Here is a 25,137-nt window from a genome sequence, read left to right as displayed (position 1 = left end):
GGGGGGGCTTTTGTTCGACGAGGGCCACGGCGCTCACGCACCGGAGCTCAAGCGTGAGCTGGTCGACCAGTTGTGCGCGGTACCCGGGCTCGAAGCCCCGGGCAGCCGCGACCTCCTGATCAGCATGCTCGCGGAACGGCTGCCCGAGGTGGGCGACGTCCCGCGGCACGGCCGCACCCGCCTGGACATCCTGGAGATCGTCCGGAGCTGTCTGCGCGAGCCGCACGGCCTGCGCGAACTGGCCGACACCCTCAGCCTCTACGCCCCCGGCACCACCCCCGTCCAGAGGATCCGGGAGCTGGCCGCCACCACTCCCGCCCCCTCCCCCGTCCCGGACCTCCTCCCGGTCCTGCCCGAGGCCGAGTTACGGGAGGCCCGCGCCCTGCTGGCCGGCGTCCGGCACCTCGACGCCCACGGCCTGCTGTACGCGGCCGCGGGCGAACTCACCCTCCCCCGGCACCCCGTGACCGGCCTCGGCGAGGCGTTCGACCTCCTCGCCCGGGTCAACGCCCGCCCCGACGGACTCCTCCCGGTGGCGGTGCTGATCGAGCACGTCATCACCGCGCTCGACGACTCCGACACCCACCGCACCACCGCCACCGCCCTGCGCGAGTGGAACGAGGCGCGGGCCGCCGAGCTCCGCCTCACCCCGCAACTGGCCGCCGTCCGCGCCGAGATCGCCCGCGAGGCCACCGCACAACCCGCGCCCGCCTGCCTCGTTGTGCAGTTGTGCAAGAGCGGAAGCCACCCGGAGGAGTACCTGCTCTCCCACTGGCGCCAGATCCGGCCGGGCCCCTGGCGGCCCGAGCGCGGCGAGGACCGGCTCGTCACCCTGGCCGAGGTCCCCGCGGCCGTGGGAGAACTCGTCGAGCGGGCGGAGAAGGAATGGGCCGGGCGGCCCGGCCGGCCCGTCCTGGAATTCGTCCTCCCCTTCCACCTGCTCAACCATCCGATGGAGTGGCCGGCGCCCGGATCGGACCTCACCACCGCCCTCTGCCTCACCTACCCGGTGGTCCTGCGCAGCCTGGAGCGGATGCGGGCCAAGGAACACCACCGCAAGTGGCACAACCGCTGGCAGCAGATGCTCGACACCCCCGACACCGCCTGCCACTGGGACACGGCGGGCCGCCGGGGCCACGACGCCGTCCGGTGGAGCAGCGCCCTCATCGCCGACGAGCGGCTCGTCTCCGTCGCCCTCGGCGCGCCCCCGCTCCGGACGCCCGGCGGCGGACCCTCCTCCCTGGAGACCGCGCTGCGCGCCGGCGTACCCCTGGCGGTCTGGGACCGGAGGCGGGAACCGCCTGCCGAGTTCCGCCGCCGGGCCAAGAAGCTCCTGAAGGGAAAGGCGATCGAACTCCCGCAGCGTGTCAAGAAGTTGCGGAGCGAGGCCGCCACCGCCGCCGCGGGGCAGCGGGACGTCCACGTGGGGCGGCACCTGGCCGTCCTCTTCGACGACCCCCATCGCCTCGTCGACTGGTCCGGAGTCCCGGCGACGGCCGCCGGGAACGCGCGCGGCGGACACGACGACGAGGGGGAAACATGAGCGGTGTCCATCATCCGGTCGACAGCAGCCGGAACGGAGGGCACGTCAGCAGCCGCAGCTGGTGGATCTACCGGGGGACCGGCCAGCCACTGGCCGACATCCGCCTCGGCGACATCCTGCCGCCACCACCCGGCTGGCGGAACTTCGACGGCGGCCCCGCCCTGCCCCCCGTGCCCGCCGAGAGCGCCGAGACCGACCGCCGGCTCGGCGCCATCGGCCGCGCCACCCCCCGGCAGGACCCGTACGACATCGACCTCATCAACACCGCCCTGCTGCTGCGCCGGCCCCTGCTCGTCACCGGCCGGCCCGGCATCGGCAAGTCCACCCTCGCCTACCTCGTCGCCCGCGAGCTGGGCCTGGGCCGCGTGCTGCACTGGGGCATCACCTCGCGCAGCACCCTGCGCTCCGGCCTGTACGAGTACGACGCCATCGGCCGCGCCCAGGCATCGCTCGGCGCCCGCGCCCGCACCGCCACGTCCGCCACCGCCACCGTGCCCACCACCCCCGCACCCGCCACCGCCGCCGTCCCCGCCCAGCCGGCCGGCTCCCCGGACACGGCACCCGCCCCGGGCACGGCGCCCGCGCAGGAAGGCCCGGAGCAGGCCGACCCCACCGCCGCGCCCCGCATCGGGGACTTCGTACGCCTCGGCCCGCTCGGCACCGCCCTGCTGCCGTACGACCTGCCCCGCGCCCTGCTCATCGACGAGCTCGACAAGAGCGACATCGACCTGCCCAACGACCTCCTGCACGTCCTGGAGAACGGCTCCTACGACATCCCCGAGCTGGTCCGCGCCCGCCACCAGGAGGGCAGGGCCAGGGTCTTCACCGACGACCCGGACGGCACGGCGCCCGTGACCGACGGGCTCGTGCGCTGCCGCGCCTTCCCGTTCGTCGTGATCACCAGCAACGGCGAGCGGCAGTTCCCCGCCGCCTTCCTCCGCCGCTGCGTCCGGCTGGACGTCTCCCCGCCGCGCGAGGACCAGCTCGCCGCCATGATCGCCGCGCACTTCCGGGACCAGGGCGGCCGCCACGACGCCATGATCCGGGCCTTCATGGAGCGCAGCCGGGAGCACGGCGGACTCGCCGCCGACCAGCTCCTGAACGCGGTCTACCTGCGGTCGGCCGGGGTCAGGGACGACGACGAGACCTGGGGCGAACTGCTCGACGCGCTCTGGCGGCGGCTCTCGGGAGCGACCTGATGGACGACGACGACAGCACGCTCCCGGAGCCCTTCGAGGTCGCGGAGGCGCTGTGGCTCCACGCCTACCAGACGCTCGCCGCCCGGCTGCCCCCGTCCACCGCGCCCCTGTCGCCCCGGCCCGTGATCCCGACCGGGCTCGCCGAGCCCTTCGGCGTCACCGGCCGGGACTCCGGCGCGCCGCCCACCCGCGCGGAGCCGGCCGGTCCGTCCCGCGTCGCGCCCCGGCCGTACGCCGGAGGCGAGGGGCGCGCCCCGTCCGGGGCCGTGACGGCGGGCGGCCTCGCGCGGGAGTTCGCGCTGGTCCGGGAGTTCCAGGACGGGGGACCCGTCCGGGCCGAGCCGCTGCCCGACCTGCGGGACGCGCCCGGCATCGCCCGCCGGCTGCGGCCGCTCAAGCAGGTCGTCCCCTCGCCGTTCGAGGTCGAGCTGGACGAGGAGGCCACCGCCGAACACGCCGTCGAGGACGGCCTCTGGCTGCCCTACACCCGCGCGGCGGACGAGCGCCGCTTCGACCTGGTGCTGGTCGTCGACGACCACGCGACCATGGCGATCTGGGAACAGACCATCGCCGAATTCACCGCCGTCCTCGAACAGTTGGGGGCCTTCCGGGACGTCCGGGTCCGCCGCCTGGGGGTCCGCCCGACGCCCGCGGGCGACGAGGCCGTGCTCCGCGGACCCGTCGCGGGCCAGGGCCCCGCCGGCTCCCCCGCCGAACTCCTCGACCGCACCGGCCGCCGCATCGTCCTCGTCCTCACCGACGCCCTCGGTCCGCTCTGGCAGGCCGGGGCCGGACCGGGCGCGCTGGAGCTGTGGGCGGGCGCGGGACCGACGGCGGTGATCCACCTGCTCTCCCAGCGGGACTGGCACCGCACCGCCCTGACGCCCCGGCGGGTGCGGCTGGGCAGCCCGCGCTCCGGGGCCCCCAACACCGAACTCGCCGTGTCCTTCCCGCCGGAGGAGTACGACCCCTTCGACCCGCCGCCCGCCGCCTGGACGGCGCCCGTCCCCGTCCTCGAACTCGACGCCGACTGGCTGGGCCGCTGGGCCGCGCTCGTCGCCGGGGAGACCGGTGGCTGGACGGACGCCTCCGTCCTGCTGCTCGGCGCGCCCGCCCCGGAGGCGGCGGAGGACGAGCCCGGACCGCCGTCCGACCCCCCGGCGCCGACCGTGCAGGAGCGCATCCGGCGCTTCCGCAGCCACGCCACCCCGACCGCCTTCCGGCTCGCGACCCATCTGGCCGCCGCCGTCCTCGACCCCCGGCTGGTCAGGGACGTGCGGCACCGGCTCGTACCTGAGGCGCAACCGGTGCACGTGGCCGAGCTGTTCCTCAGCGGACTGGTCGAACAGCCCCCGGACACAACACCGCCGAGCACCGCCGTGAAGTCCCCGCTGGAGTTCGTCGACGGGGCCCGCGAGGCGCTGCTGGCCGGGGCGATGCGGGCGGACACCGCGCGGGTCGCCCGCTCGGTCTCCGACTTCTTCGGCGACCGCTCCGAGGCGGCCCGGGGACTGCACGGCGCCCTGCTCGCCCCGGAGGAGGCTCCCGTCCCGCCGCTGACGGAGGAGAGCCTGCCGTTCGTCCGCGTCGAACTGGCGATCCTCCGCGCCCTGTCCGGGCCCTATCTGCACCGCGCCCACCGGATCACCGCCGCCCTGGCGGGCGATTCGCTCATGCCCCACACCGCGCGTCTGGTCCACGATAGCCGCGAAACCCCCGTACATTCCGAATCGGACGGCCCTTCCATGACGGACACCACCGCCAGTCAGCATGAGCGCGACACCGGAGAGGCGGCGCACCGGATTCCCGTGCCCACACCCGCCGGGCCGCCCACCCCGGCCTCGGGCACCCCGATCCCGGCCTCCGGCACCACCTCGGTCCCGGTCCCGGCCAGGCCGCCCCATTCCTCCGTCCCCGCCATCTGGGGCAGCGTCCCCCCGAACAACCCCAACTTCGTGGGCCGGGAGGACCTGCTCACGCAGATCCGCGAACAACTGCTGACCGGCGACACCTCGGCCGTGCTCCCGCACACGCTGCACGGCATGGGCGGCGTCGGGAAGTCGCAGATCGCCATCGAGTACGTCTACCGGTACGCCGCCGACTACGACGTCGTCTGGTGGATCCCCTCCGAGCAGCCGTCGATGATCCTCACCGCGCTCACCGAACTCGCCCAGCGGATGGGCCTGAACGTGGGCGACGAGGCCAACCGGGCCGTCCCCGCCGTCCGCGAGGCGCTGCGCCGCGGCGAACCGTACGACCGCTGGCTCCTGGTCTTCGACAACGCGGAGAACGTGGACGCCGTCCGCCCCCACTTCCCCACCGGCGGCACCGGGAAGATCCTCATCACCTCCCGGAACCAGGAGTGGGACCGGGTCGCGCGGACCCTGTCCGTGGACATCTTCACCCGCGAGGAGAGCAAGGCGCTGCTCCGCCGCCGCGCCCGCGACCTCACCGACGACGACGCCGACAAGCTGGCCGAGGCCTTGGGCGACCTGCCGCTCGCCATCGAGCAGGCGGCGGCCTGGCAGGCGGTCACCGGCATGGCGGTGCCGGACTACCTGCGGCTGATCAAGGAGAAGATCGCCGAGCTGATGCTCGAACTGGTCCCCTCCCCCGACTACCCCATGTCGGTGGCCGCCGCCTGGGACGTCTCGCTGCGCCAGCTCGAACAGCGCAACCCGGCGGCGCTCCAACTCCTCCAGGTCTGCTCCTTCTTCGCCCCCGAGCCGATCTCCCGCACCCTCTTCAACAACTCGCGGACCACCACCATCGCCCCCGAGCTGGACGACTCCCTGCGGCACCCGATCAAGCTCGGCCGGGCCATCCGCGAGATCAACGTCTACGCCCTGGCCCGCATCGAGCACCGCCACAACACCATCCAGCTCCACCGCCTGGTCCAGGCCGTGCTGGTCAACCGCATGTCCCCGCAGCAGCAGGCCGACATGCGGCACGGCGCGCACCTCCTGCTCGCCGACGCCAACCCGGGCAGCCCCAGCACCCGGGCGCTCTGGCCCCGGTACCAGGAGCTCCTGCCGCACGTGGTGGTCTCCCGGGCCGTCGAGTGCGAGTCCCCCTGGGTGCGCCGGCTCATCCGCGAGATGGCGGAGTTCCTGTACGCGTGGGGCGACCACGAGGGCTCCGCGGCGATGGCCCGCGAGGCGCTGACCATCTGGACCGAGAAGTTCGGCGCCGAGGACCAGCTGACGCTGGAGATGGCGAAGTGGCTGGCCTTCATCCTGCGGGTGCTCGGCGAGTACCGCGAGGCCGCCGCGATGATGGAGCACACCGCCGACACGTACCTGCGGACCGCGGGCGAGGAGGACGAGGGCACCCTCGACGCCCTCATCCAGCTCTGTAGCGGACTGCGGCTGCGCGCCGAGATGGCCCGCGGCCTGGAGATCAACCGGCAGGTGTACGAGCGCTCCCTGCGGGTCTTCGGCGAGGACGACCCGGCCGCCCTGCGCGCCGCCCACAGCCTCGGCGTCGGCCTGCGGCTGATGGGCCGCTACCAGGAGGCGCGGGCGTACGACACCGAGACGGCCCGGCTGCGCGCGCTGGCCCTCGGCGACGACCACGTCGAGACCCTCAACACCATGACCGGCCTGGCCATCGACATCCGCGAGACCGGCGACTACCGGGAGGCCGCCACCCACCTGGAGGAGGTCTACCGCCGCTACCTCGCCACCTTCGGCGAGGACAACCACGTCACCCTCGGCTGCGCCCGCGTCCTCTCGGTGTGCCGCCGCCGGGCGGGCGACCACGACGGGGCGCTCGCGCTCAGCCAGGCGGCCTGGTCGAAGTTCGAGCAGCGGTACGGCCCCGATCACCCCGACGCCGTGGCGTGCGCGGCCAACCTCACCGTGGACCTGCGGCAGGACGGGCAGTTGCGGCGCTCGCGGGAGCTGGGCGAGGCGACCCTGGAGCGGTACGCGGCGAAGCTCGGCGCCTCCCACCCGTACACCCTGTCGGCGCGGGTCAACCTGGCGATCACCCTGCGCCACCTGGGCGACCTGGCGGCGGCCCGGGACCACCTCGACGTGGCCCTGCCGGGGCTGCGCGAGTCGCTGGGCGAGGACCACATCCTCACTCTGACCGCGGCCATCGGCGCGGCCAGCCAGGACGCGGCCGAGGGGCGGCACGCGGAGGCCCTGGAGCTGGACCGGCGGACCATGGAACTGCTGGCCCGGGACCACGGCGAGGACCACCCGACCACGCTGGCCTGCGCGACGAACGTGGTCCTGGACCTGCGGGCGCTGGACCGCGCCACCGAGGCCACCGCCCTGCACACCGAGACCCTGGCGGCCTTCCGCGGGCGGCTCGGCGAGGACCACCCGGCGACCGCGGCCTCCGCCGCCGGCCGCCGCGCCGACGTCGACATCGCCCCGGTGCCCTTCTAGGCCCACCGGGGTACGGAGCGCGGCGCACACACGAGAGCCGGCCGGGTCCGCTGGGGACCCGGCCGGCTCTCGTGCTCTAGGCGCTGGGGGCCGTCTCCGTGTCGGCGGTGGCCTGTGCGGGCGTCCGGTCCGGGCGGGCGTCCTGCGGCTTGCGTTCGACGGGCGGTTCCGGCGGGGCGTCGGCCGGGCGGCGCAGCAGCCGGATCAGCGGCCCGGTGGCGGCCGTGGTCAGCAGGGCCATCACGACGAGCAGCGCGTACAGCCGGGGGCCGATCACCCCGGACTGGAGGCCGACGTTGAGCACGATGAGTTCGGTCAGGCCGCGGGTGTTGAGCAGGACGCCGATCAGCAGGGCGTCCCGCCAGGGCTGGCGGGCGCCGCGCGCCGACAGCGCCCCGGCCCCCACCTTGCCCACCACCGCCGCGGCGCATATCACCGCGAGGATCAGCAGGTCGGAGGCGTGCAGCCCGCCGAGCACGACGGCCGTCCCGGAGAGCGCGAAGAACATCGGGAGCAGCAGCCCGCCGGCGTCCTGGAGCGGGCGCAGCAGCCGCTCGTCCGGGGAGCCGTCGGGCCGCCGGGGCATGACGACGCCGGCCAGCAGCGCGCCGAAGATGACGTGCAGTCCGAGCGCGTTGGTGGCCCAGGCGGAGGCGAGGGCGACGGTGACGGCGAGCGGGACCTGGTGGGCGGCGGTGGTGCCGGGCCTGCGCATCCACCAGCCGAGCAGGGGCCGTACGGCGAAGAGCATCGCCAGGACGTAGACGACCAGCAGGGCGGCCTTGACCACCCACTCCCGGGCCGAGCCGTGGGCGCCGCCGACCAGGACGACGGCGAGCACGGGCCAGCTCAGCGCGTCGATGACACCGGCCGAGGCCATGGCGATCGTGCCGGGCCGGGACCCGGCGAGCCCCTGGTCCTTGATGATGCTGGCGAGGACGGGGACGGCGGTGATGGAGAGGGCGACCGCCATGTAGAGGACGAAGGTGGCGTCGACCGGGCGTCCGTCGTTGACCTCGGAGAAGCCCCCGGGGAGGAGCAGGACGATGCCCGCGCCGAGCAGCATGGGGAGGGCGAAGCCGCTCACGGAGACCGAGGTGACGGCCTTCTGGTGGCGGAGCAGGCCGAGGTCGAGTTCGTAACCGACGGCGAAGAGGAAGAAGACCAGGGCCACTTGGGCGATCGAGGTGAGGACGGGCTGGATCTCGGCGGGGAAGAGCTTCTCGTACACGCCTCCGGGGACGAGGCCGAGGAGGCTGGGGCCGAGCGCGATTCCCGCGAACAGCTGTCCGATCACCGGGGGTTGGCCGAGTCTTCGGGCGAGGACACCGGCGGCGTGGGAGGCCGCGATCACCACGGCGAGGGCCGCGACGACGTGTGTGACGACGGAGTCCATGCTCACGGCATTCCCCTTCCGACGCGTGCGCGACAGTGCGGCACAACCCCTACGCAGTGTAGCCGTCACGGCGGCAAGTGCCCTATCGTGGAAGCCATTTGGCGTATGCCACCACGGACGGGGGCCAGCGGTGACGACGGTGCTGTTCGTACACGGCACGGGGGTGCGCGAGCCCGGCTACTCGGAGAGTCTGGAGCGGGTGCGGGCGGGGCTGCGGCAGACCCGGCCCGACGTCACCGTCACTCCGTGCTACTGGGGCGGTACCGTCGGGTCAGCGCTGCGGTCCGGCGGGCTCTCCGTGCCGGGGTACGGCACCGTGCGCGACGCGGCGGGTCCGGACGGCCCGGTGACGGACGGCGGCGCCGACGAGGACGTCGAGCTGTGGGGGCTGCTCTATCTCGATCCCCTGCTCGAACTGCGCCTGCTCGCCGCGGATCCCGCCGGTGCCGGGGAGCTGGCGCCGGGCGCGGTGCCTCCGGGTGAGGCCCTGGCCGCGGCGGCCCTGGCGCTCGGCCGGGACGCCGGGCTGCGGGAGCTGCTCGACGCGGCGGGGATCGGGGAGGAGTTCGCGTCCGCGGTGGCCGCCGTGCTCACCTCGCCGGACGGGCGTCAGTTCCTGCTCTCCCCGGCTGCGGAGGCCGGACAGGGCGTGCCGGCACGGGCGTTCGTCGGTGAGGCGGTACGCCGCCGGGCGGAGCGGAGCGGGTCGGCGGCGGCCCTGGACGGCACCGCCCGTGACGCGGCGGTCGAGCGGATCGCGGCGCTGCTGCCCGGGGAGCCGGGCGGGACGCACCGGGGACCGGTGGCCCGGGGGGCCGCGCGGCTCGCCGGGCGGCTGGCGCTCCGCCTGGCCTCCGCGCAGGCGGTGAAGCGGCGCTCGGCGCTCACCGACGCGGCCCACCCGGCCGCCGGCGACGTGCTGCTGTACCTCGCGCGGGGCGCCGCGATCCGCGCCGCCGTCGAGGAGGCGGTGCGGGCCGCCGAGCCGCCGGTGGTGCTGCTCGCGCACAGCCTCGGCGGCATCGCCTCGCTCGACCTGCTGGTGGAGCGGGCGCTGCCGGAGGTCGCGATGCTCGTCACGGTCGGCTCGCAGGCGCCGTTCCTGTACGAGCTGGGGGCGCTGCCGAGCCTGGAGCACGGCAGTCCGCTGCCCGGCCACGTACCGCCCTGGCTCAATGTGTACGACCCGCGTGACCTGCTCGGTTACGTCGGCGCCGGGGTCTTCCCGGGCCGCGTCGAGGACGTCGCCGTGGACGGCCGGCAGCCGTTCCCGTTCGCGCACAGCGCCTACTGGGGGAATCCGGAGCTGTACCGCCTCCTCGCGGCGAGGCTGCCGTGACCGCGGCCCGCCCAGAGCGGACCCACGCGGTCGTGGTCGGCGCGGAGCGGTACGCGGCGGGCCCGTCCTGGGACCTTCCCGGTCCCGCCGCCGACGCCCGCCGCTTCACCGCCTGGCTGCGCGGGCGGGGGGTGCCCGCCGCGCGGATCTCGCTGCTCCTCGCACCGCTGCCGGGGGCGGGCGGGCCGGAGGTCGACGTACCGGAGGAACCCGCCGGGCGGGAGGCGGTGCAGGAGGTGCTGACCCGGCGGTTGCCAGCCCTGGAGGGCGACCTGCTGTGGGTGTTCTGGGGCGGGCACGGCGTCACCGACGAGCAGGGGCACCGCCGGCTCTTCTACGCCGACGCCGGTCCCGACGACCGGCGGAACCTCGACCTGGACGCCTGGCTGACGGCCTTCACCACCGATCTGCTGCCCGGTTTCCCCCGGCAGATCTGGCTGGTCGACTCCTGCCAGACCTTCGCCGAGGACCTGCGCTTCACGAGGACCCCGCCGCACGAACTCCCGCCGGGCGGCGCCCGGTTGCCGGGCCGGGAGCAGTTCGTGCTGCTGGCGTCCGGGCCGGGGCAGCGGGCGGCCAACGATCCGGTCGGGCAGACCGGGGCGTTCTCCCGGTCCGTCCTGACCGCCCTCGCCGCCTCGGACGGCGCCGGGGCGTGGCCGCCCGACATGGGCGCGCTCGCGGAGGGCGTGCTCGGGGAGTTCGACGGGGCGAGCCAGCGGCCCACCTCGCTCTGGTACCGCTCCTGGGCAGGGGACGTACGCCAGTCCGCCGCCCCCGCCGCCCCCGCCGCTCCCGCCGCTCCCGCCCCGGCCGCTCCCTCTGCCCGGCGGGTCGAGGAGCCGGTGCCGGACGCGGGTCTCAACGACCTGATCCGGCTGCTGGCCGGCTGGCCCAGCATGACGGACCAGAACCAGCGGCAGCTCGTGCTCGGGATGCTCCCCGCCGACCTGTCCGGCTCCATCCCCCGGCTCGGGGCGCCGCGGCCCGACATCATCAGCATCGTCCGGACCTGCCGGCGCCACCCCGGCGGCCTCGCCGCCCTCGTCGAGGCGCTCGGCCTGCTCGAACCGGGCTCACTGGAGCAGCGCGAGCTGACGGAGTGGGCCTCGCGCTGGCTGGGACCCGAACCAGGGGGCGCACCCGCCTGATCACGCCCTTCCGGAACCTTTCTGCCTGCGTCATCATGAAAGGCCAACGGGGTTCAGGGCATGGCAAGGGGGATGTCGATGCACACGTCCGACGCCTACACGGGGCCGGAGTTCATGGGATCGGAGCTGGTCGACGTCAGCGAGGTCCCGCTGTCCGCGCTCCAGACGCAGCACCCGAGTCTGCACGCCGGTTCGCTGGAGCGGCTGCTCCGCCAGGTCGAGCGGCCCCGGGTGAACTTCGCCGGCGGGTCCGAGCCGCCCAAGCGGTTCGACTGACGGTGCCCGGAGGAGATCCGTGCAGACCGACGGAGGTCACCAGCCTGCCCGCGCCGTGCACCATCTCGTCCCCTCGGCGCACTTCGACGCCCTCGCCACCGGCCGGGGCGGTCCCGACGCCGTCCGCTTCCTGCGGACCACCGAGTACAGCCGGCGCCTCCTGCTGCTGCGGGCGTTGCTCGACACGGCGTCCCGGACGCCCGGCGCGCTCGGTCCGCTGCCGGCCGTCGACAGCGCGTGGACGGCGCTGACCGCCGCCCAGGAGCGGGCTCCCGGGGAGTTCCGCGAGCTGCTGCTGCACCCGCAGGTCGGCAGCTGGCTCGGCCACGGGCTGCGCCGGCTGCGCCACACCGCGTGGGGCGACGGTCCGCTCTGGACCGACCTCGGACACGTGTACGCGCTCTGCGCCGTCGCCGCGCTGCGCGCCGGGCTGCCGCTGCGCACCACGGTGCCGGTGCGGGACGGCGCCGCGATGTTCCCCTCCCTCGGGCTGGCCGTGCTGCCAGGGCGGCCGCGCTGGGGGACGGCGGAGGTGGTGGTGGAGGCGGGCCGGCTGACGGTCGAGCCGCACCGGGAGGGGGTCGGGCCGCGCGCGCCGCGGGAGGACGCCCCGGGCTGGCTGGGGCTGCGGCGGCTGCACGCGCGCGTGGCGGGGCGGCCGGTGGACTGCCGGCTCGACGACGTCGACCCCTACCGGGACCTGGGCGACCCGCTGCCGCCCGACCGGCTGGCGCCGGAGGAGACGGCCCGCTGGCAGGACGGCTTCGACCGGGCGCTGGAGGTCCTGGAGGCGTGCGACCCGGAGTCGGCGGAGGCGCTCGCGGTGGGGTTACGGAGCCTGACCGCCGTGGATCCCTCACCGTCCGGGGTGGTCCTCAGCGCCTCCTCGGGCGATGCCTTCGGCGGGCTGCTGACCTCGCTGCCGCCGGATCCGGTGACCTTCGCGGTCACGCTCGTCCACGAGTTCCAGCACACCAAACTGGGCGCGCTGCTGCACCTGCTGACGCTGGAGCGGGACGCGGGCGAGGAGCGTCACCACGCCCCCTGGCGGGACGACCCCCGCCCGCTGAGCGGCCTGCTCCAGGGCGCGTACGCCTTCCTGGGGATCACCGACTTCCGGTCGCGCCACCTGGACCGGGTGCCACGCGCGGAACGGGCCGTGGCCGAGTTCGAGTTCGCGCTGAGCCGCCGCCAGACGCGGGAGGCCGTCCGGACGCTCGCCGCCGACCCCGCCCTGACCGAGCTCGGACGCCGCTTCGTGGCCGGCATGTCCGCCCGGCTGGACGCCTGGGAGTCCGACCCACGGGTCCGGCCCGAGCTCGACAGGTGGGCCGCGCTCGCCGCGACGGACCACCGCACCGAGTGGCGCATCCGCCACCTGGCCCCCGCCCCCGCCGACGTACGCGCCCTGGCCGGGGCCTACCGCTCCGGCGCCGCCCCGCACCCGGTCCCCGCCCCGGCCCTCACCCCCGACCTCACCACCCGCTGGTCGCACACCCGCACCCGCCTCATCCGCCACATCCTGACCCCGTCCCCCCGCCCCCCGTCCGCCTCCCCCGCCGACCACGCCCTACTCGCCGGCGACCCCTCAGCGGCAGCGGCCTACGCCCACCGCCTCACCGAGACCCCGGACTGCCCCGAAACCTGGACGGGCCTGGTCCTCGCCCTGACCACCACCTCCTCCCACCCCCTCCCCCACCCCGAACTCCTCCGCCCCCTCCACCGCGAACTCCACACCCCAAACCCCACCCACCTCACCCACTGGCTCACCACCCCCCACCCCCCGGGGAGCGGTCCGTCCGGGTGATCCCCGGGCGTGTCGCACCACGACCCGCCCCACCCCCGGGGCACGGTGGAACGCAGAAAGCCCGCAACCGCAGGAAAATCCTTCCTGCGGCCACGGGCCATGTGTGGGGCGGGTGGGACTCGAACCCACGGCCGACGGATTATGAGTCCGCTGCTCTAACCGGCTGAGCTACCGCCCCCTACGTTGACGCGCGTACAAGTGTGCGCGCCGTCCTGCCGCAGCATAGCCGCTCATACGATCTCCTGCTCCGGATGATCGGCACGTTCGGTGCTGCTCGACCATGAAGACCCCGGGGCGGAACGGATGGTTCCCGGGAACGCGAAAAAGGACCCCTCAGGGTCCTCTTCCGGTGGCTCCCCCGACTGGACTCGAACCAGTAACCCTCCGGTTAACAGCCGAATGCTCTGCCAATTGAGCTACAGGGGATCGCGCTCCCCCGACTGGACTCGAACCAGTAACCTGCCGGTTAACAGCCGGCTGCTCTGCCAATTGAGCTACAGGGGATTGCTGCGTTGCACCGAACGGTCCTGCCCGGGTCCTCCCGGGCGGCGGGCGCTCGCTGCGAGACATACATTAGCGCAAGCAGGGGGGTGCTCCGCCAATCGGTATCCCCGGGACATCCCCAGGACCCTCCAGGGAAGGATCGCAGCGTGCGGTACAAGCTGACGTTCGTCGCGGGTCTCGCGCTCGGTTACGTGATCGGGACGCGCGCGGGACGCGAGCGGTACGAACGGATGAAGAAGGCGGCCAAGGACTTCGCCCAGAATCCAGCGGTGCGCAACGCCGCCGAGTCGGCCGCGCAGACCGGCCGCCAGTACGCGGGGAAGGCCGCGCACGTCGTCGGCGACAAGGTCGGCGACCGGATGCCCTCCTCCGTCACCGACCGGGTGTCCGCCCTGCGCGGACGCGCCCACGCCAACGGGCGGCTCGGCGAGGACGACGACTGGGGCACCAGCAACACCTGACCCGTAACCGCCGCGCGTGCGGCAGAATCGGGTGGCATGGGGATAGTCGCAGGACTCGACAGTTCTTCGGACGCCACGCGCATCGTCGTCTGTGACACGGACACCGGCGCCGTACTGAGGCAGGGCCATGCCCCGCACCCGGTCGACGCCAAGGCCACCGACGTCGACCCGCAGACCTGGCTGCTCTCGCTCGGGGAGGCCGCGACCGGCGGGCTCCTCGAAGGCGTGGAGGCGATCGGCGTCTGCGCGCAGGCGCACGGCGTCGTACCGCTCGACGCCCAGGGCGGCCTGGTCCGGCCCGCGATGGTCGGCAACGACAAGCGGGCCCAGGTCGCCGCCGCCGACCTCGTCGAGGCGTTCGGCGGGCGCGAGGCGTGGGCCGAGGCCGTCGGCGGCGTCCCGCAGTCCGGGCTCCCGGTCGCGAAGCTGCGCTGGCTGGCCCGTACGGAACCCGAGAACGCCCGGCGGATCGCCGCCGTCCTCCAGCCGCACGACTGGCTGGTCTGGCAGCTCCTCGGCCGCCCCGCCCGCCGCACCACCGACCGCGGCGCCGCCTCCGGCACCGGCTACTGGTCCGCCCGCACCGGCGCCTACCGGCCCGACCTCGTCGAGCTCGCCCTCGGGCACGGCGTCGCGCTGCCCGAGGTGCTCGGCCCCGCCGAGCCCGCCGGCACCACCCCCGAGGGGCTGCTGATCTCGGCCGGCACCGGGGAGACCATGGCCGCCGCCTTCGGGCTCGGGCTCGGCGCCGGGGACGCCGTCGTCTCGCTCGGCGCCTCCGGCTCCGTCATGGCCGTCCACCACGAGGCGCTGGACCGGCCCGGCACGACCCTCACCTCCTACGCCGACGCCACCGGCATGCACCTGCCGGTCGTCTCCGTCACCAACGCCGTCCGCACCCTGCGCGGCACCGCCGAGATGCTGGGCGCCGAGTCGCTGGACGAACTGTCCGCGCTGGCCCTGAAGTCCACCCCCGGCTCCTCCGGGCTCGTGCTCCTCCCCTACCTGGAGGGCGAGCGGGTCCCGAACCTGCCGCACTCCGCCGGCACCCTCACCGGACTGCGCCGCGAGTCGATGAAGCCCGAGCACCTGGCGCGCGCCTCCTTCGAGGGCATGCTGTGCGGGCTCGCCGACGCCCTGGACGTGGTGCGCGGCCGGGGCGTCGAGGTCCGGCGGATCTTCCTGCTCGGCGCCGCCGCCGCGCTGCCCGCCGTCCAGGCCATGGCGCCCGCGCTGTTCGGCGCGCAGGTCGTCGTCCCCCAGCCGGCCGACTACGCGGCGCTCGGCGCGGCCAAGCAGGCCGCCTGGGCGCTGGGCGTCGCCCGCGGCACCCTCTCGCCGTCCGCTCCCCCGGCCTGGCAGGGGGCCGCCGCGCAGATCCTGGAGCCGGGCGACGAGCTGCCGGTGGGGCAGGCGGTGCGCCAGCAGTACGTGGCGGCGCGGGAGCAGATCCACCCGGGGGCGTTCGGCGGCTGACGCCCGGCCGCGGCGGGCACGGGCTTCGCGCGCCGTGCCCCCGCGCGCGCCGGGGCGCGGTTCGTAAAGTCTTCGTCAGGGCTGGGCCGTGCGCCGTAAACCCTTCGTAACGGTTCGGGCCTCCGGGCGATAGTGGGAACCGTGCTCATAAGACTTCTCCGAACCCACCTGCGGCCCTACCGAAAACCCATCGCCCTGCTCGTCCTGCTCCAGTTCCTGGCGACCTGCGCGAGCCTCTACCTGCCGACCCTGAACGCCGACATCATCGACGAGGGCGTCGTCAACGGGGACACCGGCTACATCCTGCGGTTCGGCGCGCTGATGATCGGCGTGTCCGTGGTCCAGGTGCTGTGCAACATCGGGGCCGTGTACTACGGCGCGCGGACCGCCTCCGCGGTCGGCCGTGACCTGCGCGGCGCCGTCTACGACCGGGTGCAGTCCTTCTCGGCGCGCGAGCTCGGGCAGTTCGGCGCGCCCTCGCTGATCACCCGGACGACCAACGACGTCCAGCAGGTCCAGATGCTGGTCCTGATGGCGTTCACCCTGATGGTCTCCGCGCCCATCATGTGCGTCGGCGGCATCGTGATGGCGCTGGGCCAGGACGTGCCGCTCTCCGGCGTGCTGCTCGCGGTGGTGCCGGTGCTCGGCCTCTCGGTGTCGCTGATCGTGAAGCGCATGCGGCCGCTGTTCCGGACGATGCAGGAGCGGCTCGACACGGTGAACCGGGTGCTGCGCGAGCAGATCACCGGCAACCGGGTGATCCGCGCCTTCGTGAAGGACGGGTACGAGGAGGAGCGTTTCCGCGGCTCCAACGCCGGGCTGACCGACGTGTCGATGGCGACGGGCCGGCTGATGGCGCTGATGTTCCCGACCGTGATGACGGTCGTGAACGTGTCCAGCGTGGCCGTGGTCTGGTTCGGCGCGCACCGCATCGACAGCGGCGGGATGGAGATCGGCGCGCTGACCGCCTTCCTCGCCTATCTGATGCAGATCGTGATGGCGGTCATGATGGCCACCTTCATGTTCATGATGGTGCCGCGCGCCGAGGTGTGCGCCGAGCGGATCGAGGAAGTCCTGGGGACCTCGTCGAGCGTGGTGCCGCCGGCCGAGCCGGTGACGGAGCTGGAGCGGCGCGGGCACCTGGAGGTCAGGGCGGCGGACTTCCGCTACCCGGGCGCCGAGGAGTCCGTGCTCCGGGACGTGGAGCTGGTGGCCCGGCCCGGCGAGACCACCGCGATCATCGGCTCGACCGGCTCCGGCAAGTCGACGCTGCTGGGCCTGGTGCCGCGGCTGTTCGACGTGACCGGCGGCGAGGTTCTCGTCGACGGGGTGGACGTGCGGCGGCTGGACCCGGCGCTGATGGCGCGGACGGTCGGGCTCGTCCCGCAGAAGCCGTACCTGTTCTCCGGGACGGTGGCGTCGAACCTGCGGTACGGGAATCCGGACGCGACCGACGAGGAGCTGTGGCACGCCCTGGAGGTGGCGCAGGCGGCCGACTTCGTGCGGCGGCTGGAGCAGGGTCTGGACGCCCCGATCGCGCAGGGCGGCACGAACGTGTCGGGCGGTCAGCGGCAGCGGCTCGCCATCGCGCGGACGCTGGTGCAGCGGCCGGAGATCTACCTCTTCGACGACTCGTTCTCCGCGCTCGACTACGAGACGGACGCCCGGCTGCGGGCGGCGCTCTCCGACGAGACCTCGGACGCGACCGTGGTGATCGTCGCCCAGCGGGTGTCGACCATCCGGGACGCCGACCGGATCGTGGTCCTCGACGAGGGCCGGGTCGTCGGCACCGGGCGCCACCACGAGCTGATGGCGGCGAACGAGACGTACCGGGAGATCGTGCTCTCCCAGCTGACCGAGGCGGAGGCAGCCTGATGGCCGGTCCTGGTGGACGCATGATGGCCGGGGGCGCCCCGGGCGAGCGGTCGATGGACTTCAAGGGGTCCTCGAAGCGGCTGCTGCGGCAGCTTGCGCCGGAGCGCGCGGCGCTCTGGGTGATGCTGGTCGCCGGTGTGCTGTCGGTGGCGGGCGCGGTGATCGGCCCCAAGGTGCTGGGCAGGGCGACCGACCTGATCTTCGCGGGCGTGGTCGGGCGCCGGCTGCCCGAGGGCGTGACCAAGGCAGAGGCGCTGGCGAGGCTGCGGGCGGACGGCGACGGCGGCATGGCCGACATGCTGTCCGGGGTCGACTTCACCCCCGGGCGGGGCATCGACTTCGGCGCGGTCGGCGAGGTGCTGCTGCTCGCGCTCGGCGTGTACGTGGTGGCGGGCCTGCTGATGCTGGTTTCGACCCGTATGTCGATCAAGGTGATCAACCGCACGGTGTACCGGATGCGCGAGGACGTGCAGACGAAGCTGGCGCGGCTGCCGCTGTCGTACTTCGACAAGGCGAAGCGCGGCGAGGTGCTGTCCCGGGCGACCAACGACATCGACAACATCTCGCAGACGCTCCAGCAGTCGATGGGCCAGCTCATCAACTCGCTGCTCACGATCGTCGGCGTGCTGGCGATGATGTTCTGGATCTCGCCGCTGCTGGCGCTGGTCGCGCTGGTGACCGTGCCGGTGTCGGTGGTGGTCGCGGCGAGGATCGGCAAGCGCTCGCAGCCGCACTTCGTGCAGCAGTGGAAGTCCACGGGCGCGCTCAACGCGCACGTGGAGGAGATGTACACCGGGCACACGCTGGTGAAGGTCTTCGGCCGGCAGGACGAGGCCGCGCAGGGCTTCCGGGAGCAGAACGAGGCGCTGTACGAGGCCGGGTTCAAGGCGCAGTTCAACAGCGGCATGATGCAGCCGGTGATGTTCTTCGTCTCGAACATCAACTACGTCCTCGTGGCGGTGGTCGGCGGTCTGCGGGTGGCGAGCGGCACGCTCTCCATCGGTGACGTGCAGGCGTTCATCCAGTACTCGCGCCAGTTCTCGATGCCGCTGACGCAGGTGGCGTCGATGGCGAACCTGGTGCAGTCGGGCGTCGCCTCGGCGGAGCGGATCTTCGAGCTGCTCGACGCGGAGGAGCAGGAGCCGGACGCGCCGAGGAGCGAGGAGGAGCGCGACTTCAAGGGCAAGGTCGCCCTGGAGCACGTCTCCTTCCGCTACGAGGCCGACAAGCCGCTCATCGAGGACCTGTCGCTCACCGTGGAGCCGGGCCAGACGGTCGCGATCGTCGGGCCGACCGGCGCGGGCAAGACCACGCTCGTCAACCTCCTCATGCGGTTCTACGAGGTGACCGGCGGGCGGATCACGCTGGACGGGACGGACATCGCGTCGATGTCCCGCGAGGAGCTGAGGGCCGGGATCGGCATGGTCCTCCAGGACACCTGGCTCTTCGGCGGGACGATCGCCGACAACATCGCGTACGGCGCGAACCGCGAGGTGAGCCGGGCGGAGGTCGAGGAGGCGGCGCGGGCGGCCCACGCCGACCGCTTCGTCCGCACCCTGCCGGAGGGGTACGACACGGTCGTCGACGACGACGGCGCGGGGGTCAGCGCGGGCGAGAAGCAGCTGATCACGATCGCCCGGGCGTTCCTGTCGGACCCGGTGATCCTCGTCCTCGACGAGGCGACGAGCTCGGTGGACACCCGGACCGAGGTGCTGATCCAGAAGGCGATGGCGCGGCTGGCCCAGGGCCGTACGTCCTTCGTGATCGCGCACCGGCTCTCCACCATCCGGGACGCCGACGTGATCCTGGTGATGGAGAACGGCTCGATCGTGGAGCAGGGCACGCACGCGGAGCTGCTGGCCTCGGGCGGCGCCTACGCGCGTCTGTACGCGGCGCAGTTCGCGGAGGCGGTCGCCGAGGTCGACTGACCGGGCGTCCGTCCGCTCCGTGAGGGCCCGTGCCGCAGGCGGCGCGGGCCCTTCGCGCGTCCTCAGTCGAGGTAGCCGCGGAGCTGGTCGGCGTAGGTGTGGTCGCGGAGTTTGCCGAGGGTCTTGGACTCGATCTGGCGGATGCGTTCGCGGGTGACGCCGAAGAGCTGCCCTATCTCCTCCAGGGTGCGCGGGCGGCCGTCGTCGAGGCCGTAGCGGAGCTGGACGACCTTGCGCTCGCGCTCGCCGAGGGTGGACAGGACGTCCTCCAGGTGGCGGCGGAGCAGCAGGAAGGCGGCGGACTCGACGGGCGAGGCGGCGTCGCCGTCCTCGATGAGGTCGCCGAGGTCGACGTCCTCCTCCTCGCCGACGGGGGTGTGCAGGGAGACGGGCTCCTGGGCGAGCCGCAGGACCTCGACGACCCGCTCGGGGGTGAGGTCGAGGTGGGCGGCGACCTCCTCGGCGGTGGGCTCGCAGCCGCGCTCCTGGAGCAGGTGGCGCTGGACCCGGATGACCCGGTTGATGAGCTCGACGACGTGGACGGGGACGCGGATGGTGCGGGCCTGGTCGGCGAGGGCCCGCGACATCGCCTGGCGGATCCACCAGGTGGCGTAGGTGGAGAACTTGTAGCCGCGGGCGTAGTCGAACTTCTCGACCGCCCGGATCAGGCCGAGGTTGCCCTCCTGGACCAGGTCGAGCATGGTCAGGCCCCGCCCGACGTACCGCTTGGCGACGGAGACGACGAGCCGCAGGTTGGCCTCGATCAGCTTCCGCTTGGCCATCCGGCCGAGGACGACGAGCCGGTCGAGGTCGTGGGCGAGCTGCGAGTCGAGGTCGGGGGTGCGGGCCAGCTTCTCCTCGGCGAAGAGCCCCGCCTCGACGCGGCGGGCCAGGTCGACCTCCTCCTCGGCGCTGAGGAGGGGGATGCGGCCGATCTCGCGGAGGTACTGGCGGAAGAGGTCGGCGGAGGGGCCGTTGCCGCCGGGGTCGGCGGCGCGGCGCCGCTGGGCCGGGACCTCGGGGAGCGGGGGGAGTTCGTCCTGGTCGTCCGGGTCGGTGGTCTGGATCTCGGTCTGCACGGCGGGCGACCTCCAGGAGTGACGGAACGGCTCCGTCACCCAGTGTGGGGTACGACACATCGCCGCCACGAGGGGCGTGCGGTGACTTTTTGATGACCGAGGGTCAGAGGGCGGCTGCGCCGTGCGACCGCAGGGCGACCTGATACTGCTGGAGGACGTAGAGCTCCTGGCTCGCGGAGGCCACCTGCTCCGGGCTCGTGTGCCCCAGCCGCTTCAGCGCGGCGTTGAGCTGGTCGATGCGGCGGTCCACGGCGCGGAGCCGGACCGCGACGAGCTGATCGGCCGCGTAGATCTCGTCCGCGCCCTTGACGGTCATGATCGTCTCGACGACGAGCTCGCGCACGAGGGCGCGGACGGTGTCGTTGGACGCGGCTTCGAGGACGGCGTCCACGTAGTCGGCGGGGGCGCCGTCGGCGCCGCCCGCGTCCTGGATGCACTGGCGCACGGCGGCGTAGGGCGGTGCGGTGAACTCGTCGATCCCGTAGGCGTCGAAGAAGGGGGAGACCAGTTCGGGCCGCTGGAGCGCCAGCTTGAGGAGCTCGCGCTCGGTGCGGTGGGCGGCGCTGCGCAGGTTGAGCGCGGGGCCGGCGGGGGCCGTGGGGGCCGGCACGTCGTCGTACGAGCGTTGCCGGGAGGGCTTCTGGGCGCCGCCGCCCTTGCCGCGCTGCCACTGGGCGATCTGGCTGACCCGCCGGACGACGAACTGGTCCTCCATGATGCCGAGCAGGCCCGCGAGCTTGACCGAGACCCGCTGGCGTACCGACAGGTCCTTCAGCTTCGCGACGATCGGGGCGGCCTCGTCCAGGGCCGCCGCCTGGCCCGCCGGGGTGTCGAGGTCGTAGCGGCGCACGATCTGGCGGAGGGCGAACTCGAAGAGGGGGGTGCGGGGCTCGACCAGGTCGGTGACGGCGTCGTCGCCCTTGGCGAGGCGCAGCTCGCAGGGGTCCATGCCGTCGGGCGCGATGGCGATGTACGTCTCGGCGGCGAACTTCTGGTCGTCCTCGAAGGCGCGCAGGGCGGCCTTCTGGCCGGCCGCGTCGCCGTCGAAGGTGAAGATGACGCGGGCGGAGCCGTTGTCCATGAGGAGGCGGCGGAGGATCTTGATGTGCTCGCCGCCGAAGGCGGTGCCGCAGGTGGCGATGGCGGTGGTGACGCCGGCCAGGTGGCAGGCCATGACGTCGGTGTAGCCCTCGACGACGACGGCCCGGCTGGTCTTGGCGATCTCCTTCTTGGCGAGGTCGACGCCGTAGAGCACCTGGGACTTCTTGTAGACCGGCGTCTCGGGGGTGTTGAGGTACTTGGGGCCGTTGTCGTCCTCGCGGAGGCGGCGGGCGCCGAAGCCGACGATCTCGCCGCCGACGTCCCGGATGGGCCACATGAGGCGGCCGCGGAAGCGGTCGATGGGGCCGCGGCGGCCTTCCTGGGAGAGGCCGGAGACGATCAGTTCCTTGTCGGAGAAGCCCTTGCCGCGCAGGAAGCGGGTGAGGTGGTCCCAGCCGGCCGGGGAGTAGCCGACGCCGAAGTGGTCGGCGGCGGCCTGGTCGAAGCCGCGCTCGGCGAGGAACTTGCGCCCGATCTCGGCCTCGGGGGAGGCGAGTTGGCCGGCGTAGTACTCGGCGGCGATCTTGTGGGCCTCGATCAGGCGGATGCGCTCGCCGCGCTGGTGGCCGGGGTTGTAGCCGCCCTCCTCGTAGCGGAGGGTGATGCCGGCCTTGGCGGCGAGGCGCTCGACCGTCTCCGAGAAGGAGAGGTGGTCGATCTTCATCACGAAGGCGATGGTGTCGCCGCCCTCCTGGCAGCCGAAGCAGTGGAAGAGTCCCTTGCTGGGGCTGACCTGGAAGGAGGGCGACTTCTCGTCGTGGAAGGGGCAGAGTCCCTTGAGGTTCCCGCCGCCGGCGTTGCGGAGCTGGAGGTACTCGGACACCACGGAGTCGATCGGGACCGCGTCCCGGACCGCCTTCACGTCGTCATCGTTGATCCTGCCTGCCACGCAGGAAGTCTACGTGGTCAGGTGAGGCTCTCCAGGGCCACCGAGGGATCGGAGAGGGCGTCGGTGTCCACCTGGGCTCGGGAGCGGATGAGCTTCTGGATCGGGTCTGTGACGTCCCACACGTTCACGTTCATCCCTGCGGTGACCCGGCCCTCCTTGAGCCAGAAGGCGATGAACTCGCGCTTGCCGGTGTCGCCGCGGACCACGACCTGGTCGTACGAGCCCGGGGGCGCCCAGCCGGAGTACTCCATGCCGAGGTCGTACTGGTCGGTGAAGAAGTACGGGATCCGGTCGTAGGAGACCTCCTGGCCGAGCATGGCGCGGGCGGCGGCGGGGCCGCCGTTGAGGGCGTTGGCCCAGTGCTCGACGCGGATGCGGTGGTGGAGGAAGGGGTGGTCGAAGGCGGCGACGTCGCCGGCGGCGTAGATGTCGGGGTCGGAGGTGCGCAGCGAGGCGTCGACGGCGATGCCGCCGCCGTCGGCGCGGTCGACGAGGGCGAGCCCGGCGTTCTCGGCGAGGACGGCGCGGGGGGCGGCGCCGATGGCGATGAGGACGGCGTGGGCGGGGTGCTCCTCGCCGTCGTCGGTGCGGACGGCGAGGACCATGCCGTCCTGTCCGGTGATCTCGGTGATGCGGGCGCCGAAGTGGAAGCGGACGCCGTGCCCGGTGTGGAGGTCGGCGAAGAGCTGGCCGAGCTCGGGGCCGAGGACGCGGTGGAGCGGGGTGGGGTCGGCCTCGACGACGGTGACCTCGGCGCCGTAGGTGCGGGCGGCGGCGGCGACCTCCAGGCCGATCCAGCCGGCGCCGGCGATGACCAGGTGGCCGTTGTCCCGGCCGAGGGCCTTCAGCTCGTCGCGGAGCCGCTCGGAGTGGGAGAGCCGGCGCAGGTGGTGGACGCCGGCGAGGCCGGTGCCGGGGATGTCGAGGCGGCGGGGCTCGGAGCCGGTGGCGAGGAGCAGCTTGTCGTAGCGGATGACGGTGCCGTCGCCGAGGCGGACGGTGTGGGCGTCCCGGTCGATGGCGGTGACGGTCTGGCCGAGGTGGAGCTCCACGTCGTGGGCGGCGTACCAGGCGGGCTCGTGGACGAGGGTGGAGTCCCGGTCCTTCTTGCCGAGGAGGTAGCCCTTGGAGAGCGGGGGGCGTTCGTAGGGGTGGTCGCGTTCGTCGCCGATGAGGATCACCCGGCCGTTGAAGCCCTCCGCGCGGAGCGTCTCCGCCGCCTTGGCGCCGGCCAGGCCCCCGCCGACGATGACAAAAGTCTGATCTGCGTCGACCACGTTGATTCCTCCTCGTTGCGACCGGTTCTCTACGCTACGCCCCCGGGCGCGGCCCGGGTGCCATCGCCTCTGGACGTGCATGCGAGGGTCCCGCACGGCGCCGGATGGCGAAAGGGGGCCAACGGCCCCTAGGTACGCGGGGTACGGAGGCGGGAGTGGAGGGCCCGGGCGGAGGCGTCGGTGAGGGAGGCGATCTGGTCGACGATCACCCGCTTGCGGGAACGGTCGTCGGGTGCGGCGGCGAAGAGGGCGCGGAACTGCGGTTCGAGGCCGTCGGGGGCGCGGGCGACGAGGGCCTCGGCGAGTTCGGCGACGACGATGCGCTGGTCGGCGCGGAGCGCCTCCTGTTCGGCGCGCTGCATCACGTACCGGTCGGCGACGGCCTTGAGGACGGCGCACTCGTTCCGGGTGGCGCGGGGGACGACGAGTTCGGCGCCGTAGCGGCTGAGGCGGCCCGTTCCGTACGCCTGCCGGGTGGCGCCCTCGGCGGCGAGGCAGAAGCGGCCGATGAGCTGGCTGGTGGCGTCCTTGAGGCGGGCCTGGGCGACGGCGGAGCCGTCGTAGCCGTGCGGCCACCAGTCCTGGTCGACGAGGCGGTCGAGGGCCTCGGCGAGCTCGGCCAGGTCGGTGTCCTCGGGGACGTAGCGGCCGATGGCGACGGTGAAGATGTCGGCGCGCTCGGGCTCGGCGTAGAGGAGGTTGGGGTCGATGTGGCCGGCGTGCAGGCCGTCCTCGAAGTCGTGGACGGAGTAGGCGACGTCGTCGGACCAGTCCATCACCTCGGCCTCGAAGCACTTGCGCTGGTCGGGGGCGCCGCGCCGGATCCATTCGAAGACGGGCAGGTCGTCCTCGTACACGCCGAACTTGGAGGAGCCGGGGTCGGTGGGGTGGCCGCCGCGCGGCCAGGGGTACTTGGTGGCGGCGTCGAGCGCGGCGCGGGTGAGGTTGAGGCCGACGGAGGAGAGTTCGCCGTCGGGTCCGGTGACGAAGCGCTTGGGCTCGATGCGGGTGAGGAGGCGGAGGGACTGGGCGTTGCCCTCGAAGCCGCCGCAGTCCTTGGCGACGTCGTTGAGCGCCTGTTCGCCGTTGTGCCCGAAGGGCGGGTGGCCCATGTCGTGGGAGAGGCAGGCGGCTTCGACGAGGTCGGGGTCGCAGCCGAGGGCGGCGCCGAGCTCGCGGCCGACCTGGGCGCATTCCAGGGAGTGGGTGAGCCGGGTGCGGGGGCTGGCGTCCCAGGCGTGCCCCCGGGTGCCGGGGGTGACGACCTGGGTCTTGCCGGCGAGCCGGCGCAGGGCGGCGGAGTGCAGCACGCGGGCGCGGTCGCGCTGGAAGGCGGTCCGGCCGGGGCGCTTGTCGGGCTCGGTGGCCCAGCGCTCGGTGGCGGTCGGGTCGTACCCGGGGGTCTCGCTGGTGCCGTCGTAGCCTGCCATGTCTCGACG

The 25,137-nt window shown here is 73.6% G+C and carries 16 protein-coding genes and 3 tRNA genes; 11 read left to right on the top strand and 8 right to left on the bottom strand.

The window, feature by feature from the left end:
* Positions 1–10 precede the first annotated feature (10 nt).
* The 3 genes from ACFXMG_RS07350 to fxsT are packed head-to-tail and all read left to right on the top strand — an operon-like array spanning position 11 to position 7,139.
* Positions 11–1,543, top strand: coding sequence for a hypothetical protein (locus tag ACFXMG_RS07350; protein WP_383828979.1), 1,533 nt, complete (start codon positions 11–13; stop codon positions 1,541–1,543).
* Positions 1,540–2,742 (top strand): AAA family ATPase, encoded by a 1,203-nt coding sequence (locus ACFXMG_RS07345; protein ID WP_383828977.1) that lies wholly within the window; start codon positions 1,540–1,542, stop codon positions 2,740–2,742. The genes ACFXMG_RS07350 and ACFXMG_RS07345 overlap by 4 nt, the downstream gene beginning before the upstream one ends.
* Complete coding sequence (gene fxsT, locus ACFXMG_RS07340) at positions 2,742–7,139, top strand: FxSxx-COOH system tetratricopeptide repeat protein (protein ID WP_383828975.1); 4,398 nt, start codon at positions 2,742–2,744, stop codon at positions 7,137–7,139. Before ACFXMG_RS07345 ends, fxsT begins: the two co-directional genes overlap by 1 nt.
* Positions 7,140–7,215: 76 nt before the next feature.
* Here fxsT and ACFXMG_RS07335 read toward each other — a convergent pair whose 3' ends face one another.
* Positions 7,216–8,535, bottom strand: a complete 1,320-nt coding sequence (locus ACFXMG_RS07335) for a cation:proton antiporter (protein ID WP_383825818.1) — start codon at positions 8,533–8,535, stop codon at positions 7,216–7,218.
* 130 nt (positions 8,536–8,665) lie between these two features.
* On the opposite strand from ACFXMG_RS07335, the gene ACFXMG_RS07330 reads away from it, so the two are divergent.
* The 4 genes from ACFXMG_RS07330 to ACFXMG_RS07315 all read left to right on the top strand — a co-directional run bounded on the left by ACFXMG_RS07330 (position 8,666) and on the right by ACFXMG_RS07315 (position 13,108).
* Entirely contained in the window at positions 8,666–9,874 is a 1,209-nt protein-coding gene (locus tag ACFXMG_RS07330; protein ID WP_383825702.1) for a hypothetical protein, read from the top strand.
* Complete coding sequence (locus ACFXMG_RS07325) at positions 9,871–11,025, top strand: caspase family protein (RefSeq protein WP_383825704.1); 1,155 nt, start codon at positions 9,871–9,873, stop codon at positions 11,023–11,025. Before ACFXMG_RS07330 ends, ACFXMG_RS07325 begins: the two co-directional genes overlap by 4 nt.
* Before the next feature lie 78 nt (positions 11,026–11,103).
* Entirely contained in the window at positions 11,104–11,301 is a 198-nt protein-coding gene (locus ACFXMG_RS07320) for a hypothetical protein (protein WP_383825706.1), read from the top strand.
* Positions 11,302–11,320: 19 nt separating this feature from the next.
* Complete coding sequence (locus ACFXMG_RS07315; protein WP_383825709.1) at positions 11,321–13,108, top strand: HEXXH motif domain-containing protein; 1,788 nt, start codon at positions 11,321–11,323, stop codon at positions 13,106–13,108.
* A 104-nt stretch (positions 13,109–13,212) separates the two neighbouring features.
* Here the strand turns inward: ACFXMG_RS07315 and ACFXMG_RS07310 are convergent.
* The 3 genes from ACFXMG_RS07310 to ACFXMG_RS07300 all read right to left on the bottom strand — a co-directional run bounded on the left by ACFXMG_RS07310 (position 13,213) and on the right by ACFXMG_RS07300 (position 13,612).
* A tRNA-Ile gene (locus ACFXMG_RS07310) sits at positions 13,213–13,286 on the bottom strand.
* Between the two features lie 172 nt (positions 13,287–13,458).
* Positions 13,459–13,534, bottom strand: a tRNA-Asn gene (locus tag ACFXMG_RS07305).
* Positions 13,535–13,539: 5 nt separating this feature from the next.
* A tRNA-Asn gene (locus ACFXMG_RS07300) sits at positions 13,540–13,612 on the bottom strand.
* Between the two features lie 146 nt (positions 13,613–13,758).
* Between ACFXMG_RS07300 and ACFXMG_RS07295 the strand changes: the two genes are divergently transcribed.
* From ACFXMG_RS07295 to ACFXMG_RS07280, 4 genes are all read left to right on the top strand, one after another.
* On the top strand, positions 13,759–14,073 hold the full coding sequence (locus ACFXMG_RS07295; protein ID WP_383825712.1) for a YtxH domain-containing protein: 315 nt from the start codon (positions 13,759–13,761) through the stop codon (positions 14,071–14,073).
* A 36-nt stretch (positions 14,074–14,109) separates the two neighbouring features.
* Positions 14,110–15,549, top strand: a complete 1,440-nt coding sequence (locus ACFXMG_RS07290; RefSeq protein ID WP_383825714.1) for an FGGY family carbohydrate kinase — start codon at positions 14,110–14,112, stop codon at positions 15,547–15,549.
* A 141-nt stretch (positions 15,550–15,690) separates the two neighbouring features.
* Positions 15,691–17,424 carry an ABC transporter ATP-binding protein gene (locus tag ACFXMG_RS07285; RefSeq protein WP_383825717.1) on the top strand — a complete coding sequence of 578 codons (1,734 nt, stop codon included), beginning with the start codon at positions 15,691–15,693 and terminating at the stop codon, positions 17,422–17,424.
* The gene (locus tag ACFXMG_RS07280; RefSeq protein WP_383825721.1) at positions 17,424–19,352 is read left to right on the top strand and encodes an ABC transporter ATP-binding protein; all 1,929 of its coding nucleotides are present in this window, start codon (positions 17,424–17,426) and stop codon (positions 19,350–19,352) included. The genes ACFXMG_RS07285 and ACFXMG_RS07280 overlap by 1 nt, the downstream gene beginning before the upstream one ends.
* Positions 19,353–19,414: 62 nt before the next feature.
* On the opposite strand, the gene ACFXMG_RS07275 is transcribed toward ACFXMG_RS07280, so the two are convergent.
* The 4 genes from ACFXMG_RS07275 to ACFXMG_RS07260 form a co-directional block, all read right to left on the bottom strand.
* Positions 19,415–20,491, bottom strand: coding sequence for an RNA polymerase sigma factor (locus tag ACFXMG_RS07275; RefSeq protein ID WP_383825724.1), 1,077 nt, complete (start codon positions 20,489–20,491; stop codon positions 19,415–19,417).
* Positions 20,492–20,534: 43 nt separating this feature from the next.
* Complete coding sequence (dnaG, locus tag ACFXMG_RS07270; protein ID WP_383825727.1) at positions 20,535–22,421, bottom strand: DNA primase; 1,887 nt, start codon at positions 22,419–22,421, stop codon at positions 20,535–20,537.
* A gap of 17 nt (positions 22,422–22,438) precedes the next feature.
* The gene (locus ACFXMG_RS07265) at positions 22,439–23,698 is read right to left on the bottom strand and encodes an NAD(P)/FAD-dependent oxidoreductase (protein ID WP_383825729.1); all 1,260 of its coding nucleotides are present in this window, start codon (positions 23,696–23,698) and stop codon (positions 22,439–22,441) included.
* A 128-nt stretch (positions 23,699–23,826) separates the two neighbouring features.
* Positions 23,827–25,128, bottom strand: a complete 1,302-nt coding sequence (locus ACFXMG_RS07260; protein WP_383825733.1) for a deoxyguanosinetriphosphate triphosphohydrolase — start codon at positions 25,126–25,128, stop codon at positions 23,827–23,829.
* Positions 25,129–25,137 lie beyond the last annotated feature (9 nt).

The sequence above is a fragment of the Streptomyces sp. NPDC059201 genome, from assembly GCF_042754585.1.
Taxonomy (GTDB): Bacteria; Actinomycetota; Actinomycetes; order Streptomycetales; family Streptomycetaceae; genus Streptomyces.
The sequence above is the reverse complement of the archived record's forward strand: the minus strand, read 5'-3'. Positions and strand labels throughout refer to the sequence as shown.

Excerpts from the sequence above, each read along its gene's own strand:
- ACFXMG_RS07345 (WP_383828977.1), top strand. The coding sequence starts at position 1,540 with ATGAGCGGTGTCCATCATCCGGTCGACAGCAGCCGGAACGGAGGGCAC.
- fxsT (WP_383828975.1), top strand. The coding sequence starts at position 2,742 with ATGGACGACGACGACAGCACGCTCCCGGAGCCCTTCGAGGTCGCGGAG.
- ACFXMG_RS07335 (WP_383825818.1), bottom strand. The coding sequence starts at position 8,535 with ATGGACTCCGTCGTCACACACGTCGTCGCGGCCCTCGCCGTGGTGATC.
- ACFXMG_RS07320 (WP_383825706.1), top strand. The coding sequence starts at position 11,104 with ATGCACACGTCCGACGCCTACACGGGGCCGGAGTTCATGGGATCGGAG.
- ACFXMG_RS07290 (WP_383825714.1), top strand. The coding sequence starts at position 14,110 with ATGGGGATAGTCGCAGGACTCGACAGTTCTTCGGACGCCACGCGCATC.
- ACFXMG_RS07280 (WP_383825721.1), top strand. The coding sequence starts at position 17,424 with ATGGCCGGTCCTGGTGGACGCATGATGGCCGGGGGCGCCCCGGGCGAG.
- ACFXMG_RS07275 (WP_383825724.1), bottom strand. The coding sequence starts at position 20,491 with ATGTGTCGTACCCCACACTGGGTGACGGAGCCGTTCCGTCACTCCTGG.
- ACFXMG_RS07260 (WP_383825733.1), bottom strand. The coding sequence starts at position 25,128 with ATGGCAGGCTACGACGGCACCAGCGAGACCCCCGGGTACGACCCGACC.